At 65.3% G+C, this 17,494-nt stretch carries 19 protein-coding genes; 7 read left to right on the top strand and 12 right to left on the bottom strand.

Annotated elements, in window-relative coordinates:
• Positions 1-540 (bottom strand): sigma-70 family RNA polymerase sigma factor, encoded by a 540-nt coding sequence (locus tag VGM20_07135; GenBank protein ID HEY4100634.1) that lies wholly within the window; start codon positions 538-540, stop codon positions 1-3.
• 162 nt (positions 541-702) lie between these two features.
• Between VGM20_07135 and VGM20_07130 the strand changes: the two genes are divergently transcribed.
• The 5 genes from VGM20_07130 to VGM20_07110 all read left to right on the top strand — a co-directional run bounded on the left by VGM20_07130 (position 703) and on the right by VGM20_07110 (position 5,467).
• Positions 703-1,974 (top strand): metallophosphoesterase, encoded by a 1,272-nt coding sequence (locus VGM20_07130; GenBank protein HEY4100633.1) that lies wholly within the window; start codon positions 703-705, stop codon positions 1,972-1,974.
• A gap of 15 nt (positions 1,975-1,989) precedes the next feature.
• A complete protein-coding gene (locus VGM20_07125) occupies positions 1,990-4,257 on the top strand; it encodes a DUF5916 domain-containing protein (GenBank protein HEY4100632.1) in 2,268 nt (755 codons plus the stop codon).
• 66 nt (positions 4,258-4,323) lie between these two features.
• The gene (locus tag VGM20_07120; protein HEY4100631.1) at positions 4,324-4,614 is read left to right on the top strand and encodes a hypothetical protein; all 291 of its coding nucleotides are present in this window, start codon (positions 4,324-4,326) and stop codon (positions 4,612-4,614) included.
• Positions 4,615-4,634: 20 nt separating this feature from the next.
• Complete coding sequence (locus VGM20_07115; GenBank protein HEY4100630.1) at positions 4,635-4,886, top strand: oxidative damage protection protein; 252 nt, start codon at positions 4,635-4,637, stop codon at positions 4,884-4,886.
• A 47-nt stretch (positions 4,887-4,933) separates the two neighbouring features.
• Complete coding sequence (locus tag VGM20_07110; GenBank protein HEY4100629.1) at positions 4,934-5,467, top strand: hypothetical protein; 534 nt, start codon at positions 4,934-4,936, stop codon at positions 5,465-5,467.
• Here the strand turns inward: VGM20_07110 and VGM20_07105 are convergent, their stop codons facing one another.
• Positions 5,468-6,460 carry a DUF3187 family protein gene (locus VGM20_07105; GenBank protein ID HEY4100628.1) on the bottom strand — a complete coding sequence of 331 codons (993 nt, stop codon included), beginning with the start codon at positions 6,458-6,460 and terminating at the stop codon, positions 5,468-5,470.
• A 19-nt stretch (positions 6,461-6,479) separates the two neighbouring features.
• Between VGM20_07105 and VGM20_07100 the strand changes: the two genes are divergently transcribed.
• Positions 6,480-7,043 (top strand): phosphatase PAP2 family protein, encoded by a 564-nt coding sequence (locus VGM20_07100; protein ID HEY4100627.1) that lies wholly within the window; start codon positions 6,480-6,482, stop codon positions 7,041-7,043.
• A 94-nt stretch (positions 7,044-7,137) separates the two neighbouring features.
• On the opposite strand, the gene VGM20_07095 is transcribed toward VGM20_07100, so the two are convergent.
• From VGM20_07095 to VGM20_07080, 4 genes are all read right to left on the bottom strand, one after another.
• On the bottom strand, positions 7,138-7,545 hold the full coding sequence (locus VGM20_07095) for a DUF983 domain-containing protein (protein HEY4100626.1): 408 nt from the start codon (positions 7,543-7,545) through the stop codon (positions 7,138-7,140).
• Positions 7,546-7,617: 72 nt separating this feature from the next.
• Complete coding sequence (locus VGM20_07090; protein HEY4100625.1) at positions 7,618-8,919, bottom strand: PDZ domain-containing protein; 1,302 nt, start codon at positions 8,917-8,919, stop codon at positions 7,618-7,620.
• A 29-nt stretch (positions 8,920-8,948) separates the two neighbouring features.
• A complete protein-coding gene (locus tag VGM20_07085; protein HEY4100624.1) occupies positions 8,949-9,560 on the bottom strand; it encodes a hypothetical protein in 612 nt (203 codons plus the stop codon).
• Complete coding sequence (locus tag VGM20_07080; GenBank protein HEY4100623.1) at positions 9,557-10,111, bottom strand: sigma-70 family RNA polymerase sigma factor; 555 nt, start codon at positions 10,109-10,111, stop codon at positions 9,557-9,559. The genes VGM20_07085 and VGM20_07080 overlap by 4 nt, the downstream gene beginning before the upstream one ends.
• Positions 10,112-10,212: 101 nt before the next feature.
• Here VGM20_07080 and VGM20_07075 point away from each other — a divergent pair, with 101 nt between their 5' ends.
• Positions 10,213-10,809: an SRPBCC family protein gene (locus tag VGM20_07075; GenBank protein ID HEY4100622.1), complete on the top strand. Its 597-nt coding sequence runs from the start codon at positions 10,213-10,215 to the stop codon at positions 10,807-10,809.
• On the opposite strand, the gene VGM20_07070 is transcribed toward VGM20_07075, so the two are convergent.
• From VGM20_07070 to VGM20_07045, 6 genes are all read right to left on the bottom strand, one after another.
• Positions 10,810-11,151: a tRNA-binding protein gene (locus tag VGM20_07070; protein ID HEY4100621.1), complete on the bottom strand. Its 342-nt coding sequence runs from the start codon at positions 11,149-11,151 to the stop codon at positions 10,810-10,812.
• A gap of 2 nt (positions 11,152-11,153) precedes the next feature.
• Positions 11,154-13,616, bottom strand: a complete 2,463-nt coding sequence (leuS, locus tag VGM20_07065) for a leucine--tRNA ligase (GenBank protein HEY4100620.1) — start codon at positions 13,614-13,616, stop codon at positions 11,154-11,156.
• A 103-nt stretch (positions 13,617-13,719) separates the two neighbouring features.
• Positions 13,720-14,538 carry a hypothetical protein gene (locus VGM20_07060; GenBank protein HEY4100619.1) on the bottom strand — a complete coding sequence of 273 codons (819 nt, stop codon included), beginning with the start codon at positions 14,536-14,538 and terminating at the stop codon, positions 13,720-13,722.
• Positions 14,539-14,723: 185 nt separating this feature from the next.
• The gene (locus tag VGM20_07055) at positions 14,724-15,794 is read right to left on the bottom strand and encodes an aminotransferase class V-fold PLP-dependent enzyme (GenBank protein HEY4100618.1); all 1,071 of its coding nucleotides are present in this window, start codon (positions 15,792-15,794) and stop codon (positions 14,724-14,726) included.
• Positions 15,791-16,420, bottom strand: coding sequence for an isochorismatase family protein (locus VGM20_07050; GenBank protein ID HEY4100617.1), 630 nt, complete (start codon positions 16,418-16,420; stop codon positions 15,791-15,793). Before VGM20_07050 ends, VGM20_07055 begins: the two co-directional genes overlap by 4 nt.
• Positions 16,417-17,481 carry a hypothetical protein gene (locus VGM20_07045; GenBank protein ID HEY4100616.1) on the bottom strand — a complete coding sequence of 355 codons (1,065 nt, stop codon included), beginning with the start codon at positions 17,479-17,481 and terminating at the stop codon, positions 16,417-16,419. Before VGM20_07045 ends, VGM20_07050 begins: the two co-directional genes overlap by 4 nt.
• Between the last annotated feature and the right edge of the window lie 13 nt (positions 17,482-17,494).

The following is a 17,494-nucleotide window of genomic DNA, read 5'->3' as shown; positions in this document are numbered from 1 at the left end:
CTATCGCTCCGATCCGCTGAGGATGGTCCGCAGACGCTGGCGCGCTCGCGCAAGGCGCGACATCACCGTCCCGATCGGAACGCCGAGTACACGCGCGATCTCCTGATACGAGAGATCCTCGATGTCACGGAGCACGACGATTTCACGCGATTCTCGCGGAAGTTGCGCCAGGGCGCGCGACACCACGGCTCGCTGTTCACTCACGGCGAGGGCGTCGTCGGCCTGGGCGGCGGCCGCGATCACGTCGTCGCCGACATCGTCGAGCGCTTCGGTGGCGCGATGTGACGCGCGCGAGAGCCAGGTGTATGCGGTGTGGCGGACGATGGTCAGGAGCCAGACGCGCGGATTGCCGCCACGGAAGCCGTCGAAATGGCGCCACGCGCGGAGCGATGCCTCCTGCACCACATCCTGCGCGTCGAACTCGTGGCGAGTGAGGTGGCGCGCGAGGGTGTAGGCGTCGTCGAGGAACGGGAGGACCATCGCCTCGAATTCCTCGAGACGACCGCCCGCCGCTTCAGCCCCGATCACGGTTGCCGCCATTGTCCGTTGCAGTACCACTCCTCGTCATCGAAGCGCCCGGGTGCCCTGCCCCTCAGATAGGGACTCGCCGTGGCGCCGGTTTATTCCCCGCCTCCTGCGACGGAATAGAACGGCCCCGGCGCGAGTCTCCGCAAGGAGAGCAGCCAACCTCCGGGGGAGATGATGAGCAGCGACGAACAGGGCGGCGACGGCATCGACCGGCGCGGATTCCTCAAGTGCATGGCGTGGGCGGGGACCGGAGTGGTCTGGGGGATGAAGGCCGGTGTGCCAACCTCCTTCGCGGTGTCGCGCCTGGGCGATCTCACCGCCGAGGAGCGCGGGAGCATCTTCTTCGCCCAGGTCAGCGATTCCCATATCGGATTCAACAAGGCGGCGAACAGCGACGTCACCGCGACGCTGCGACAGGCGGTCGACCGGTTGAACGCACTGCCGCAGCAGCCCGCCTTCATCCTGCACACAGGCGACATCACCCAGCTCGCCAAGGCGAGCGAATTCGACACCGCGAGCGAAGTGCTGAAGGGAGCGCGCACCGAACGGATCATCTATGTGCCCGGCGAGCACGATGTCGCCGGAGATAATGGAGCAGCGTACCTGCAGCGCTACGGCCGGGGCACGCGCGGCGGCGGCTGGCAGAGCTTTGACCACAGCGGCGTCCATTTCGTGGGGCTGGTCAACGTGCTCAATCTCAAGGCCGGCGGCCTCGGCGCCCTCGGCGACGAACAACTCGCCTGGCTGCGGCGCGACCTCGCGGGAGTATCGGCGAGTACGCCGGTCGTGGTGTTCGCGCATATCCCCCTCTGGAATGTCTATCCAGAATGGGGATGGGGGACCGACGACTCCGCGGAGGCGCTGGCGTTGCTCAAGCGATTCGGGTCGGTGACGGTGCTCAACGGGCACATCCACCAGATCATGCAGAAGGTCGAGGGAAACGTCGCCTTCCATACCGCGATGTCGACGGCGTTCCCGCAGCCGGCGCCCGGCACCGCGCCCGGGCCCGGCCCGATGACCGTCGACGCCGGCCGGCTCACCAGCGTCCTCGGCATCGCCAACGTCACCTACATCCCGGGACGAACGCATCTCGCGGTCGTCGATCGGACGCTGTCGGGGGAGGCGCCGGCGTTCGATCTTGCCACCCGCGACGCGGCCAATGCCCAGCGCAGCGCGCGGAAGACGATCGCGCTGGGTGCGGGCGAGATCGGGATCGACAACTTCGCGTTCACACCGCCGGTGCTCCGTGTGAAGGCGGGAGATACCGTCACCTGGATCAATCAGGATGACGTCCCGCACCTGATCGTCAACGTCGAGAAGAAGTTCAATCCGTCAACAGTCCTCGATACCGACCAGCGCTACCGCACGGTGATCCGGTCGCCGGGGACGTACCACTATTACTGCTCGCTGCACCCGCGGATGACCGGGACGATCGTGGCCAGCTGAGCGTATCTTTACGGGGTGAAATCCCCGACATATCTGCTCTTCCTCACCGCGGCGTCGCTCGGCGCGCAGGCGCCAGCGGTGCGCATTCCTCGGATCGACGCCCAGCCCGCGATCGACGGCGTCCTCGACGAACCGGTCTGGCAACAGGCGGCGCGTCTCGACCAGTTCAAGCAGTACCGCCCGGTCGACTCGCGCCCCGCCGAGGACTCGACCGTCGTTCTGGTCTGGTACTCGCCGACCGCCATCTATTTCGGCATTCGCGCCTACGACCGCGAACCATCACTGGTGCACGCCACGCTCTCGGGACGCGACAATATCGCGAGCGATGACGAGATCACCATCTATCTCGACACCTTCAACGACCGGCGCCGCGCGTACGTCTTCGGAAGCAACCCGCTCGGCGTGCAGGATGATGGCGTGCGAAGCGAAGGGGGCTTCTCCACGTCGTCGAATTCACCCGGGACGCTCGATCGCAATCCCGACTTCATCTACGAGAGCAAGGGCCAGCGTACCGCATTCGGGTACGTGATCGAGATGCGGATTCCGTTCAAGTCGTTGCGATACGCCGGCGGCAACGAGCAGACGTGGGGAATCAACGTCGACCGGATCACGCAGCGCACCGGCTACGAGGACACCTGGACCGATGTCCGGCGGGCCAGCGAGTCGTTCCTGGCGCAGGACGGCACCATCACCGGGATTCACGGGATTCATCGCGGCGTCGTCACCGAAGTGCAGCCTGAAATGACGGCGCAGCTCGAAGGGAACCGGACTCCCGGCGGCTCATTCGAGCGCGGCAACGTCGAGCCAAGCCTCGGCGGAAACGCGCGACTCGGCTTCACCAGCGTCACGCTGGACGGCACGGTCAACCCCGATTTCTCGCAGGTGGAATCGGACGCCGGGCTGGTGACGATCAACCAGCGCTTTGCGCTCTTCTATCCCGAGCGCCGGCCGTTCTTTCTCGAAGGGATCGAACTCTTCGCGTCGCCGAACAACCTTGTCTACACGCGGACGATCGTCGATCCGGCCGGTGGACTGAAGCTCACCGGCAAGTTCGGTCCGTGGACGGTGGCACACCTGACTGCGATCGATGAGCCGACTGGCGCGCCCGAAGCGCTCGCCAACATGACGCGGATCCGGCACGATATCGGGTCGAATTCGGTGGCCGGCGTCACGGTCACCGATCGCGAAGCGGACGGCATGTTCAATCGCGTGGCGTCAGCCGACACGCGGATTCTCTTCGGCAAAGTGTATTACGTCCAGGCGCAGCTGGCCGGATCGTCGACGCGCGATTCTTCGAACGGTGCCACCCGGTCGGCACCGCTTTGGGATCTCGAGTACGACCGCACCGGCCGCGCGTGGGGGTTCAACTATCTCGCCACCGGCATTGACCAGGACTTCTCGGCGCAGAGCGGATTCGTGCCGCGCACCGGCGTGGTGATGTCCCACGCGTACAACCGCTTCTCGTGGTATGGTGCGCGCGGCGCCGCGATCGAGCAGTTCTCGGTCTTCGGCGGGACGCAGCAGATCTGGAATTACGACGACTTCCTCCATCGCCGGCCGATCGAGGGCGACGGCGACATCACGGCGACGCTCCGGCTCCGCGGCGGCTGGAATCTCACCGCGAACGGCGCCGATGCCTTCACCCGCTTCGATCGGTCGACGTACGCGTCATACGCGGTGCAATCCGGCGATCTCGTGGTGCCGTTCGTGGTGCCGAGCGGGATCTTTGGGGCATGGAATGACGGGATTACGGTGGCGACGCCGCTCTTTCAGCACTACGAAGCGTCGGTCAATGTGTCTGGCGGGACAACACCGATCTTTCCGGAAGCTGCGCGCGGCACCGCGTTCAACGTCAACGCATCACTGACGGTGCGGGCGTCGAGTTCGGTCCGGGCGTTCGCGACGCTGACCTATTCGCGGCTGCGACGTGCGAACGATGGGAGCGAGTTCGCGCGCACGATCATTCCGCGGCTCAAGGTCGAAGTTCAGCCGACGCGGGCGCTCTTCGTGCGGGTCGTGGCGCAGTACCTCTCGCAGCGCCAGGCCGCGCTTCAGGACGGTGCCACGGGTTTGCCGGTCGCGATCGCGGGGGTACCCGCTGTCGCGTCGCGATCCGACTCCCTGCGGGTCGACTGGCTCCTCTCCTACCAGCCGCACCCGGGAACGGAGTTCTTCCTGGGATACGGCTCGACCCTCGAAGGGGACAGGCCCTTCACCTTCCGGTACCTGACGCGTCAGCAGGACGGCTTCTTCGTGAAATTGGCGTATCTCTTCCGGCGATAGTGACTGGCGTGAATCTTTTGAGCGCGTGTTTCGTACTGCAACACATCCTTTATCGGCAGGTACCCGATGTTCCATTTCCTGAGATCGCTCTTTTCGCTGGTCGGATTCGTGGTCACCGTTGGCGGGGCGCTCTTCGCCTTCGGGATGGCTCGCGAATATGTCCGCAACCGGCTGCGGTATGTCGACGCCGTTCGCCATCCGCTGGCGCCATGGATCGCGTTCTTTGTCGCGACGGTCATCCTCATTCCGGTGGTTGCGATTCTCCCGCTGGTCGGCGTCGGCACCGCGTTGATCGTCGGTGGTGCCACGGGCGTGGGCACGGCGAGCGGCATCAAGGCGCTCAAGCGGGGCGAATAGCGGCGCGCTAATTTGCAGCGATGGCGACAGTGCATTGCGTCCGCTGCGGTCGTGACGGCGAACGGCAGGCGTTCAAGCCGTTCGGGAACGAGCTGGGGCAGCGGATCTACGATTCGATCTGCAAGGATTGCTGGGGCGACTGGCTCAAGCAGCAGCAACAGCTGATCAACCACTATGGATTGATCCCTCACCAGCCCAAGGCGCGGGAATTCCTCCTCCGTAACCTGGAACAGTTCCTCTTCGGAGCGGGGGCGGCAGACCGCGTGCCCTAGCGGTTGCTTCATTCGTCCCCTGAGTGAGCCCCATCCAGGGAGGATCGATGACAGAACCATTCGGGACGAGACCGCCCCACGACGCCAGACTGCGGCGCGAGGGTATCATCACGGGGGTGCTCGGCGCCCTGGTCGTGGCGGTTTTCTACTTCATCGTCGACCTGACGCGCGGCCATCCGTTCATGACCCCCTCGGTGCTCGGTGAAGCGTTCATTCTCCATCAGCCGATTCTGGTGAATACGCCGGACACGGCGGCGGTGATCGCGTATACCGTCTTCCATTTCGGCGCATTCATCGCGTTCGGCCTCCTGCTGGCGGCGCTGACTCGCGCGTCGGAAACGAGCGCGCTGGTGCGATACGCCGTGGTGCAACTGCTGGTCGTCTTTCTCTTCTTCTTCTATGGTGTGCTGTCGGTCGGATCGGAAGTGGTGCGCGGGATGTTTCCATTCCTCGGGGTCCTGGCCGCGAACGCGCTCGCAGGTGCGGCGATGGTCATCTGGCTCTGGCGTCACCATCCGGTGTTGCGCATGGAAGCGATGCACACGCCGCTCGGCGCCAACAACGATGTTCCGGTCAGGTAATCAATGCCAACGCAATCCGATCGTGAAGCCGACATCCATCGCAGGGCCGCGTGGAATGAGGTCCTGCGTCATGCCAAGTTGAAGCTCCGGACCATGGCGCGACGGGCGAAGGAGGAAGCCGAAGTCGGTGGTGACCTCGCCATTGTCCCAGGCGTCCCACCCGGTTCCCTGCCAATTGGCTGACTGAACCCAGGCGGTGCCGAAGACCGCCTGGCGTCCGGCGAAACGCCAACGAAGGCCGGCAAAACCTCCGGCAAATGCAGTCCGTTCGAATTGCGCAATCGAAGGCGGTCCGTTCCGCGGCGTGATTCCCCCGGTCGCGCCCGCGTCGAGGGTGATGCGATCGTTGCGCACGACATCGGCGACCAGCGTGACTGACGTTCCGATGGTGTGACGCGTCCACCCGTCGGTGTTCCCTGTCGGCGCAGTCACCGTGCCGATCAGTTCGGCGCGGCCGAACCGGAGCCCGCCACCGACCCGCGCGTCGCCGATGAACGTTCCCGGTGCATCGCGTGAGACGACGGTGTCGGGGAGGGTGAACCGCCACTGGAATTGATTGTCCGGCTGCTGGTTCCGCGCCGGGACGGCGATGCCGATCAGCCGGTGATACCAGTTGAGGAACCCGTCGAGAAAGCCATTGTATCCGCCGCGAATCGGAAGATTCGCGATCACGAATGCATGCGACGAAATCTCCTTGGTGGCCCAGACGTCAGCTTGCAGGACCTCGGCGTCGAAGAGCGTGCTGTGGAATCCTCCGCCGGCCACCGGTGCGTCGGCGACTTCGATTGCGTTGTAGTAGTCGCCGAGGATCCGGACCTGCCATCCCCCGTGCGGTGCAATGAACGGCTGGAGATAGAGCGCGCTTCGCGATGCCAGCAGCGGATTGGCCGGCACGTATGGCGGGATGTCCTGCGCCGCGAGCGCAGCGGGCGCGGCGGATGCGCCGAGAGCAACCGCGGCGGCGGCGAAAAGGCGCATCGAAGTCGGTCGCATCGTTCGAATATATTGGGCGATGCGCTCTTCGGTTCGAATTGCCATCCTGGCGGTGGTGGCGATCGTCCTGGCCCACCTCGGCGACAGATGGGCGTTCCGTCATCTCGTCAGCCCGGGAATCTACGACCGCGACCTCGGCCGGATGTTGCGTACCGTCGGCTACCTCCCGATCTGGCTGCTCATGGCGCTGGCGCTCTGGCTCGAGACCCGGAACACGCGGCGAGCGCTGCTGCTGGCGCTGGTTCCGACCGCGGGGGGCGCGCTCTGCGAGATCCTCAAGATTTTGCTGCGCCGAGAGCGACCGGGGCTGCATCAGGGTGCCTACTACTTCCGCCCATTCAGCATCCAGCCGTTCAAGACCACGGACATCGGATTGCCGAGCAGTCATGCGCTGGTGGCATTCAGCGGCGCGTGGTTGCTGTGCCGATTCTATCCGCGTGCATGGCCGGTTTGGGTTGGGCTCGCGACGGCGTGCGCCATCACGCGTGTCGAGGCGCAGGCGCACTTCCTCAGCGACGTGACGGTGGGAGCAGTGGTCGCGTACTTCCTCGTCGCGCTGATCTGGAGGAAGTGGCGGGACTAAATCGTTCCCCTGTGGCGCACGCGAGTTCCGCGACGACCGATGGCCGGCGCTTCGCGCCCGACCTGCATTGGACGGCCGGATGCGGGGCAGTGGCCTACGACCTGCCAGACGCGCCCGGTTCACTCCCGATCTCGTGCACCAGTCGATCCGGCTCGGCACCCGGATGCATCGCCAGGTCGATCGCAACGAAGACGAGCTTGGAAAACGGGTAGAACGCGAGTGGCGCGAGGAGCGCACAGATCGGCACCAGCCACTGCAGGAGATTCCACGGCGGATTGGGCCACCGTTCCACCACGACGACCACGAGGATCACCAGCAGCAGCGATTCGGCGGTAAAGAGGTTGAGGATGTACGCGCCGACGCGGTTCCCCGTGGCGAGCGACAGACCGCAGGCGGGACAGTGCTCCTTCATCGCAAACCAGTGTCGGAAGATGCCGCCCCTGCCGCAATGCGGGCATCGCAGCACCAGCGCACGGAGGAAGAGCATCGGCCGGCGAGTCACGCGACAAATCTAAGCACAGCGGGGCGCCGACTTTCGTCAGCGCCCCGTTGGCGTGCCCGGGAGAGGCGAATCTCAGGGCATCTTGACCGGAAGGGTTTCGGCATGCTTCTGCCGCATGATCTGCAGCTTGAATTCATCGCCGTGATCGTAGGTCGCCACGATCCGCATCAGCTGTGATGGGGTCGTCACCTTGCGACCGTCGACCGAAACGATCACGTCGCCCGGTTCGAGACCGAGGGTGCTCGTCTTCGGTTGCTCCATCCGGTTGCCGTCGGTGTCGAAGGTGTCGACCCGCGCACGAGCCGTAGCGGATCCGCGCCCGACCCGGTACGCCGAGTCGGCGCCCCTGCTCTGGATCATGAATGGGCGGCGCGCGGTCATGGTATTCACGACCAGGACTCCCTCGCCAGTGCCGAAGTACGAGCCGAGCTTGTCGTTCATCGCCGTCAGCTCGAGGTTGCCGAAGAGCGAATTGGTGCCCGAGATGTAGAACGTCGATGCCGACGGCACCGCATTGTCGAACGCGAAGCCCTGGGACATCGCCATCGGCGGCATCGGCGTTGCCTGCAGCCGGACCCGCGGGCTTACTTCACCGACGCCGACGCCAGTCCCGAATCCTTCGCCGAATCCCTGGGCGATTTTCGGCATCATGTTCAACGTGATCACGTCGTCGTCTTCCTGCGGCGTGACCTTCACGGTCCGCGTCGAGCTGCCGCGGCGGAGCTCGACGTCGACCTGCTTGCCGGGCTTGAGCGCGGAGATCAGCGTGATGAGCCGGAGCCCCGGCGATGCCGACTCTTCGTCATCGTTGCGCCCGGACTTGCCCAGTACCGACTGGCCGGCGATCCGCGTGATGATGTCACCCGCCATGATCCCCGCCTTTTCCGCGGGACTCCCCGGCGTGACTGCACTGATGTAGGCCCCGTAACTGTCGGTCCCGCGCGGCGCCGTTTCGATCACCACGCCGAGATGCGGCTGGCGGCGGTTGATCCGCTCCATCGCGCGATTCATGTTGGTCATCGCGCTCTTCATTTCGTCCTGCGCCTGGCGCGAGCGCGTGGCGAGACGTTGCACGTTGAGGGACTCGATCTTCATGTGGGACAGTTGCGACATCAACGAGTCGAACCGACGGCTCGAGAGCTCATTCCGCAGCGTTTCCGCCTGGCGATTGAGGAGCATCGCCTGCTCGCGCACAGGTGCCTGATCCCACTTGAAGGTGTTCGAGTCCCACTTGAACGAGTACGACCCGTTTCGCGTGGAATCGACGTGGATCACCTGATCCTTCTCCCCCGGCCGGCGGATGATCACTTCGGTCTGCGCCATGGCAGGAGCCACGATGCCAACGGTGAGGCCGAGTGCGATGAGATGACGCATGCTGCCAACTCCTTCCCAGGGGGTATGGATCACATTCCGACGTTGCTTGCCTTGGTCAGGTGCACGTCGACCAGGGCGCTCATCAAGCCGACACGCTGCTGCCAGAGCTCGAGTTCACGGTGCATCCGCGCGTTGCGATCGAGTTGCGCCGCGGCGGCGAGCTGGGCATCGAGTGCGGCGATCCGATTCTCCAGTTGCACGACCACGACCGCCGTGCGGCCGTCGATCACGCGCTGGTCCGGATTCCAGTCGTGCAACTCGAGTTCGAGCTGCTGCGACTTGCTGATTTCACTGTTGAGCTGCTCCTCGGCGTCGAGCCGCGTCGGCCGGATCAGGTCGCGGCCGATCAGCGTGATGAGCAGCGCCGCGGCAGCTGCGAGCCCGACGGTCGCGGTCGCACGCCAGGTGCGGTGCCGGCGATCGACGGCGAGCCGCTCGCGCACGGCCGGGAATTCGTTCTGGCCGGGTGCGAGCGACGGCAGCGCCCGCAACCGAGCGGTACGCTGATGGAGCCGATCGAGTTCAAGCTGACAGATGGGGCAGTGTGCCAGGTGCTGCTGTGCCGAGGCGATGCCGGGTTCGCTCCGGTCGCCATCGCGCAGCGCCAGCAGCTGCTCCATGTCGAGATGTACGGTGGTCATACCGCTGCCTCCTCACCCAGCCACACCCGGAGCCGGGCATGCGCCCGCGCCAGCTGCGACTTCGAGAACGAGGCGGTCTTCCCCATCTGGCCGGCGATTTCTTCGTGGGTATATCCCTCGACATCGTGCAGCCAGACCACGGCGCGGGCCGTGTCCGACAGCTGCTGCAGCGCGGTCTCGAGGTCCATCCGGAGCGCTGCCGAGGCGCTCCGGGCGGGTGTCAGGTCGTCGTCGAGTTCATCGGTATCGCGATACTTGTTCCGCCGGAGCCGCATCAGCGCCTTGCTGGATGCCACGCTCCGGATCCATCCCCAGATGGAACCATCGCCTCGGTAGTTGCGGATACTACGACATACCTCGAAGAAGGTCTCCTGGAGGATGTCTTCCGCGTCTTCGGTGGTCCGGCAGATGCGCCGGGCCAGATTGTACACGGCCGTCGAATGCGCTCGATAGAGCGCTTCCAGCGCCACAGGATCGCCGAGCTTGGCTCGGGCGATCAGGGCATCGGCTTCCGGTAGGGACATGGCGTCCATGGTCACGGCTTTGGTCATGGCAAGAGTATAGATGCCGGACGTGGCCGGGGCGTCGCGAGTTGCATTCTTCGCCCCGCCCGGGGTTACGTTCCGCCGCGAATCCGAACCGAGGGGCATCGATGTGGAAATGGATCGTCGGGGCAGCTGTCGCCCTGATTCTGCTGGTCGCCGGCGCCGGCTGGTATGGATACCACAAACTCACATCTGGTGGAGACTCCGCCACTGTCACGATCGCTGCGTCTCCCGAACGGGTGTTCGCTTCGCTGGCTGACCCGGATTCGATGGCGATCTGGATGGGGAACGGAGTGACGATCACTGCGTCGCACCACGGCACCGTCGCACCGGGCGATTCGCTGCTGGTGCAGCGCACGGCCCGGGGGACCAGTGCCGGAAATCGTTACACCTGGACCGTCGGCGAGGTGTATCCATCGCATCTGCTCGTGCTGCAGATGCGGAGTGATTCGAGCGGCCAGATCTTCGCGATGCGTCGCGATTCGCTGGTTGCGGCCGGCGATTCAACGAAGGTGATCAGTACCATCGCATCTCCGGCGATCGACTCGATGCGCGCCGGCCGCGGCGATACCGGTAGCAAGGTGCAGGGCGCGGCCCTTGATGTCGGGTCGAAGCTGATGGTGGCAGCGTTCCGGCTGATGTCGGAAGCGGAATTGAAGCGATTGAAGGCGCGGCTCGAGGGATCGCCGATGCCGGCGATGTAGCTAGAAGAGCCGGCCGCCGAGCGGCACGTCGTGGTCGGGATGGAGGAGGACTACGGCGCCGTTCGCGTCGGGGACGCCGAGGACCAGCACTTCGCTCTTGACGCCGGCAATCCGTTTCGGCGCGAAATTCACCACTGCGATCACCAGTCGGCCGATGAGCGATTCCGGCGTATAGTGCACGGTGAGCTGCGCGCTCGAGTGCTTGATGCCGATCTCTTCCCCGAAATCGACCTCGAGATGGATCGCCGGCTTGATCGCGGCAGGGTTCGGTCGCGCCGCGACGACGCGTCCCACCCGGACATCGACCTTGAGGAAGTCGTCGAAGGCGATCACGTCAGCCATCGTCAGGCGACCACGAAGTTGATCAGCCGCCCCGCGACGTAGACCACCTTCCGCACCACCTTCCCGGCGAGATGGCGCTGCACCGATTCGTCGGCTTCCGCCAGCGCCCGCACCGCATCTTCTCCAGCGTCCCGCGCCACGACGATGTTGCCGCGCACCTTCCCGTTGACCTGCACCACGATCGTCGCGTCGTCGGTCACGGTGAGCGCCGGATCGAATGGCGGCCACGACGAATCAAAGACCGACCCGTGCTGACCGAGTCGCTGCCAGCACTCTTCGGCAAAATGCGGTGCGAACGGCGCCGTCATCTGCACGAGTTCGACGATCACCGTGTGCTCGGAGCAGTTCTGGTCGCGGAGCGTGTTGACCAGTTCCATCAGCGCGGCGATCGCAGTGTTGTAGTGCAGCGCCTCGATCTCGCTCGCGACCCGCTGCTTGGTCTGGTGCCACTTGACCATCACATCGTGCCGGATCTCGGCGTCGCGGCAATCAGGATCGGTCGCCTGCGTGACGAGGTCCCAGACGCGATCGAGGAAGCGCCGCGGGCCGCTGATGCTGGCGTCACGGAAATCTCCGCCCTCCTGATACGGCCCGAGGAACATGAGGTAGGTGCGCAGCGTATCGGCGCCCCAGCGCGCGATGTAGTCGTCGGGAACGACCACGTTCCCGCGCGACTTCGACATCTTCGACCCTTCCTTGATGATCAGGCCGTGCGCGCGGAAACGGCGGAACGGCTCCTCGAAATCGAGGAGTCCGGCATCATGCAGCACCATGGTGACGAAACGGGAATAGAGCAGGTGGAGTACCGCGTGCTCATTGCCGCCGATGTAGCTGGTCACCGGAAGCCAGCGGCGGGTGATCTCCGGATCGAAGGCGCGGTCGTCGACGCCGGTACTCGGATACCGCAGGAAGTACCACGACGAATCGAGGAAGGTGTCGGAAACATCGGTCTCCCGCCGCGCCGGTGCGCCGCACGCGGGACACGGCACGCGGTACCACGCGTCGTTGCGCGCCAGCGGGGAGATCCCCGAATCGTCCGGGCGGAAATCCTCGAGCGGTGGGAGAATCACCGGCAACTGATCTTCCGGGACCGGCACCGCGCCGCACGTCTCGCAATAGATGATCGGAATCGGCGGACCCCAGTACCGCTGCCGCGAGATGCACCAGTCGTAGAGGCGGTACTGGGTCTTGCGCCGCACGATCAGATGCGCAGGCGTTCCCGCCTCCTCGAGCATCGCGGTGATCGCTTCGCGTGCGGCGGCGGGCATCAATCCGGTGAATGAACCGGAATTCACCACGCGATCGTCGGTCGAATCGGAGACCCATGCCTGGTCGAGCGGGGCCGCGGGATCGTCGGCGGCGCCGGCGATCACCCGCACGATGGGGAGATCGAACTTGCGGGCGAAGTCGAAATCGCGTTCGTCGTGACCGGGGACGCCCATGATGGCACCGGTGCCGTATTCCATCAGCACGTAGTCGGCGATCCAGACCGGAAGTTCGCGACCGATGCCGTCGATCGTGGCCACCGCGCCGGTGAAGACACCGGTCTTGTCCTTGTCGCCCACCTTGCGCGAGACGAGGTCCCGGGCGGCAACGGCTGCGCGATAGGCGTCAACCTCCGCGCGCCGCGAGGGCGTGGCGATCGCGTCGACCAGCGGATGCTCGGGGGCGAGCACGATGAACGTCGCTCCGAACACCGTGTCGACACGAGTGGTGTAGACGGTGATCCGGTTGCCGGCCGACTGCGGGATCACGTCGAAGGTGAGTTCAGTTCCCTCGCTCCGGCCGATCCAGTTCTTCTGTGCCATGACCGTCGAACTCGACCAGTCCATCTTCGCCGGATCGTCGAGATTGGCGAGCAACCGCTCTGCGTAGTCGGTGATCCGGAAGTACCACTGCTCGAGGACGCGCTGCTCGACCATCGTTCCGCAGCGTTCGCACGCGCCGGCGATCACCTGCTCATTGGCTAGGACAGTCTTGTCGAACGGGCACCAGTTGACCGCGCCCTTCTTGCGGTAGGCGAGCCCGCGCTTGAAGAGCTGCAGGAAGAGCCACTGGGTCCAGCGGTAGTACGATGGATCCGTCGTCGACAGCACGTGATCCCAGGCGAACATCCCCCCCATTCGCGTCAGCTGCCGCGTGAAGGTCGCGATGTTGCGAGGAATCAGTTCGGCGGGATGCACGCCGATCTTGAGGGCGAAGTTCTCCGAGTGGATCCCGAAGGCGTCGAATCCCATCGGTTCGAAGACATCCCATCCCTGCATCCGCTTGAACCGGCCGTACACGTCGGCGCCGGTAAAGGCGAACATGTTCCCCACGTGCAATCCCTCGGCCGAGGGGTAGGGGAACATCATCAGGTTGTAGAAGGGTCGCCTGGCCTGGGCGAGATCAGGCTCGTTGGTGCGCTCCTCGCGCCAACGCGCCTGCCACTTCGCTTCCACTGCCTGGGGATCGTACTCCGACATGCGGCCAATATGGCTGGGGACCGCATGAGAGTGAAGGAGATCAGCCTGCGAACGAAGGGCCCCGGTGCGAGGCCCTTCGTTCGTGCAGCGCAACCTGCCCGCGTCAGCTGGTCAGCGACGACGTCCCGGTGCCGAGGTTGATGGTGAATGTCGCGCCACCGATCGTCGCCGTGACGTCCGACGATCCACCGAAGGTGATGGTCACGGTGCGCGTCACTGTCTTCCCGGCGTTCGGTCCGGCGGTCACGTTGATGGTGCAGGTCCGGGTTATCGTGCCGGCGGTGGGCCATCCATTGCCGCCATCGTCGCGGACCGGGAGGACGACGTCGGTAATGGTGCTCGAGCAGGTGAGGTCATACGCCCGCTCGTTCTTGGTGTCGCGCGACCGCTCCACGGTTTCGTTGCCTGTGCCGTTGACGGTGCGACTCGTCTCGCTGCCGAGCAGGCCGGTGACGGTGAAATCGCGGTGCCGGTCGACCGTGGCACTCCAGGGACCATTGGTGCGATCGCCGCTCACTTCGGCCAGGACGTGAATCGAGGCGGTAAGGAGCGAATCGTACCCGGTCTGGTCCTGGCTGTTCGCGTCGAGGAAGGTGATCGTCCGCGTCACGTTGAGACCGTTCTTGAGCGTCGCCGGACAGTTGAACGATCCACCGACGAACGAGCAGCCGGTGAGCCCCGGGCGCCATCCGCCCCGTCCCATGATGTCGGCGCCGCCGTTGATCGACGCGGTCGAGCCGACCTGACCATCCATGCCGCTGATCACGTTGATGTCTTCCGCGAATCCGTCGGCGGCCGCGGCCGAAATGTCGCCGTTGATCTGTGCGTCGTCGGTCGACGTCCCTGGCGCGGTGTTGTCCGTGCTGCTGCACGCGGCTGCGAGTCCCAGCAGCCCGGCAACAAGAAGACGAGTGTACCTCATATCGATTCCCTCGCAGTGGTGTAGTGACCTGATCGGTGTTTCATCGCCGGCACAGTCAAAGGACGGCGAAGCAGCGACGGCGTTAAGAAGCGGAACGCTGTCCTGACGATCGGGCGGGCCGGGAGCACACCGAGAGTGAGAGACAGGAATCAGAGTGCGGCGGAGCGGCGGCGTGACCGGGGGTGCTACAGGAGGGGTTCGAGCGCCGCGAGGAGCGCCGCGAGTTGCTCGGGGAGAAGGTCTCCCATGTGCCCGATGCGGAGGAATCGGTCGTTGTCCGGCTCGATGCCGAGCGCCACATCCCATCCCTGGTGCTTCAACGTCGCGGCAACCGCTTCGGCCGAGCGGCCCGGCGCCATCACCAGCGCCGTCACCGTATCGGCCCGGCGACCGGGGGGCGCGAGGATACCGCAGCGCTGGTGGCGTGCGACCCAGCGCTCGACCATCTCGCGCATGGTCCGATGCCGCGCGAATCTCGCGGCGAGCCCTTCGGCTGCGATCCGTTGCAGCTGCGTGTCGAGCGCATAGACGATCGGCAGCGCCGGCGTCTGCGGAAAGCGCGATTCCTGCGCCGCGGCGAGGAGATCGATCACGTCGAGATAGAAGCCGCGATCGTCGATGCCGCGACACCGGTCGATGAACTTTTCGCTGGCCGCACCAAAGGCGAGACCCGGGGGAAGCCCCATCGCCTTCTGCGATCCTGTGAAGACGAAATCGGCGCCCCAGCGATCGGTGGCAATCTCGATCCCGCCGAGCGAGGACACGGCATCGACGATCGTCACGACCCCGGGATCGTTGCGGAATCGCGCGATCAGATCCTCGACCGGCGCGAGCGCACCGGTCGACGTCTCCGAATGGACCATGGTGACGGTGTCGAACGGCGGACCGTCGAGCATGCGGTCGAGGAGCTCGGGTTCGAGCACGCCACCTTCAGGGACGTGCAGGCGGACCACTTCCCTGCCGCACCGTTCGGCAATGCGGGCCATTCGTTGCCCGAAGAGGCCGCTGATGATGCAGAGCGCGCGATCGCGGACACCGGAACGGATCGCCGCCTCGAGCATCGCGGTCGCCGAGCCGGTGAGCATCATCACCGACTGCCTGGTGCCGAAGAGCGCCTGCAATCCCGGCTGGATCCGGGCCACGAGCTCATGTGCCGCGGGGCCGCGATGGCCCATCATCGGACGGAGCATCGCCGCGGCTACTTCGGGATCGACTTCGACGGGACCGGGGATGAAGTAGCGCCCCGACAGCGTCATGCTGTCACCGCATCGGAAGTGGTGAGGGTGTATCCCGCGGCACTCCATTCCACCAGGAGCGCGCGACTCGCCGGTTCGTTGATCCCGCGAATTGCGTCGGTCACGATCTGCAATTCGGCCTCGGGTCGGAGCCGGGCGACGCCCATGACGGCGGCCCGGGTGCAGAAGTCGGTCGCCACGCCGTAGAGCACGATGCGATCGGGCGCCAGCGTGTCGAGCACCGTGGCCGCGTTGGGATTCCAGCGGAAGACGTCGGTCCCCGGCTTGTTGAGGAGAAAATCGCCGGTGTGCCTGCGAACCGCCCGTTCGACCTCGCCCTGATCGAGCGGCACCGGCTGGAAGATCAGCGGATCGCGCAATCGGGTGGCGGCAATTTTCGTCTGACCATGCGTGCCGCGCATGCAGTGTGGCGGAAAGGTCGACTGCCAGTCGGGGTGATCCGTGATCTCGGCGTGGCCGACGTCGTGGTCGTCGGCGGTTGCGACGATCTGGATTCCGGACGCGTGCGCCCATGAAGTGAGTCGATCGAGGGCGGGAATGATCGCTTCGGCACCGGGGACAGCGAGCTTTCCATCGGCCATCATGAAGTCGACCTGGGTGTCGACATCCCAGCAGATGACGCTCACCGGACGTACTCCAGCCGCGGCGACGGACGGTACGCGCGGCCCACCTTGGCGCACGGCTTCCCTTCGTGCCTCACCACGTCGGCGGTGAAGTCGAACCGACCCTGAAAGAGTGACGAGCCGACGCCGTAGGCATCGACCGGTACCTGCAACGTCTCGAACTCGCGAATCTTCTCCGCCGTGAACCCGCCCGACACGACGATGCGCACCGCGCGGTGGCCCGCCTGGTCGAGGGCGGTGCGGACATTTTCCACCAGCTGCGGCGTCACGCCGGTCGGTTTGGTGCGACCCATCAGCGGAATCACCGACTTGTCGACCAGCATTTCGCTGGTGTCGATGCGGACGCCGTAGAGCCGGTCGCCGAGCGCGTCGGCGAGTTCGAGCGACGTCTTGACGCAATCGTTCTCGAAATCGACCAGCGTCACGAGGCGGACATCGCTCTCCATGTGCTCGAGAAATTTCTTCGACGCGAGGACGGTGTCACCGCCGTACGCGGCGATCAGGCCGTGCGGTACGGTCCCGATCCCTTCACTTCCCCACCACGACGCCTGGGCATCGGTCGACACACCGATCGCGCCGGCGATGTGCGCCGCGTAGCCGTCGCCGGTCTGGACCAGCCAGTGGTCGTGACGTGCGGGGAAGAACATGATCTGCTTGGGGAAGGCGGCGTCGACAACGCGGCGGGTGTTGGTCCCGACGCGGGTGCGGCGCGCGAGGACGCCGAGGTACAGCGTCTCGAGATGGGTGAAATCGGCATACGGGCCCTCGATCTCGAGGACCACTTCCAACGGGGTGATCGGGTCGCCGTCGTAGAGGGCGCGGACCTCGAGTGACTTCCAGTCGGCGCTGCAGAGCTTGAGCATCGCGATCGCCTCGTCGATGCCACCGAGAAACGCATTCGCCTTGCCGAAGACCTGCACCGTGACGCGGGGATTGTAGTGATCGCGCTCGAGGACGGAGCGCGCTCGAACGAAGTACTTGTCGGAATAGTATCCGTCTCGCATCCGCTCGACCGGAAGATGGAAGATCGACGGGTCGAGCCTGGGACGGCGCGGTTCGGGCATGGGGCAAATCTGG

It is taken from the genome of Gemmatimonadales bacterium, assembly GCA_036500345.1.
In the GTDB taxonomy this organism is placed as follows: Bacteria; Gemmatimonadota; Gemmatimonadetes; order Gemmatimonadales; family GWC2-71-9; genus Palsa-1233.
The sequence above is the reverse complement of the archived record's forward strand: the minus strand, read 5'-3'. Positions and strand labels throughout refer to the sequence as shown.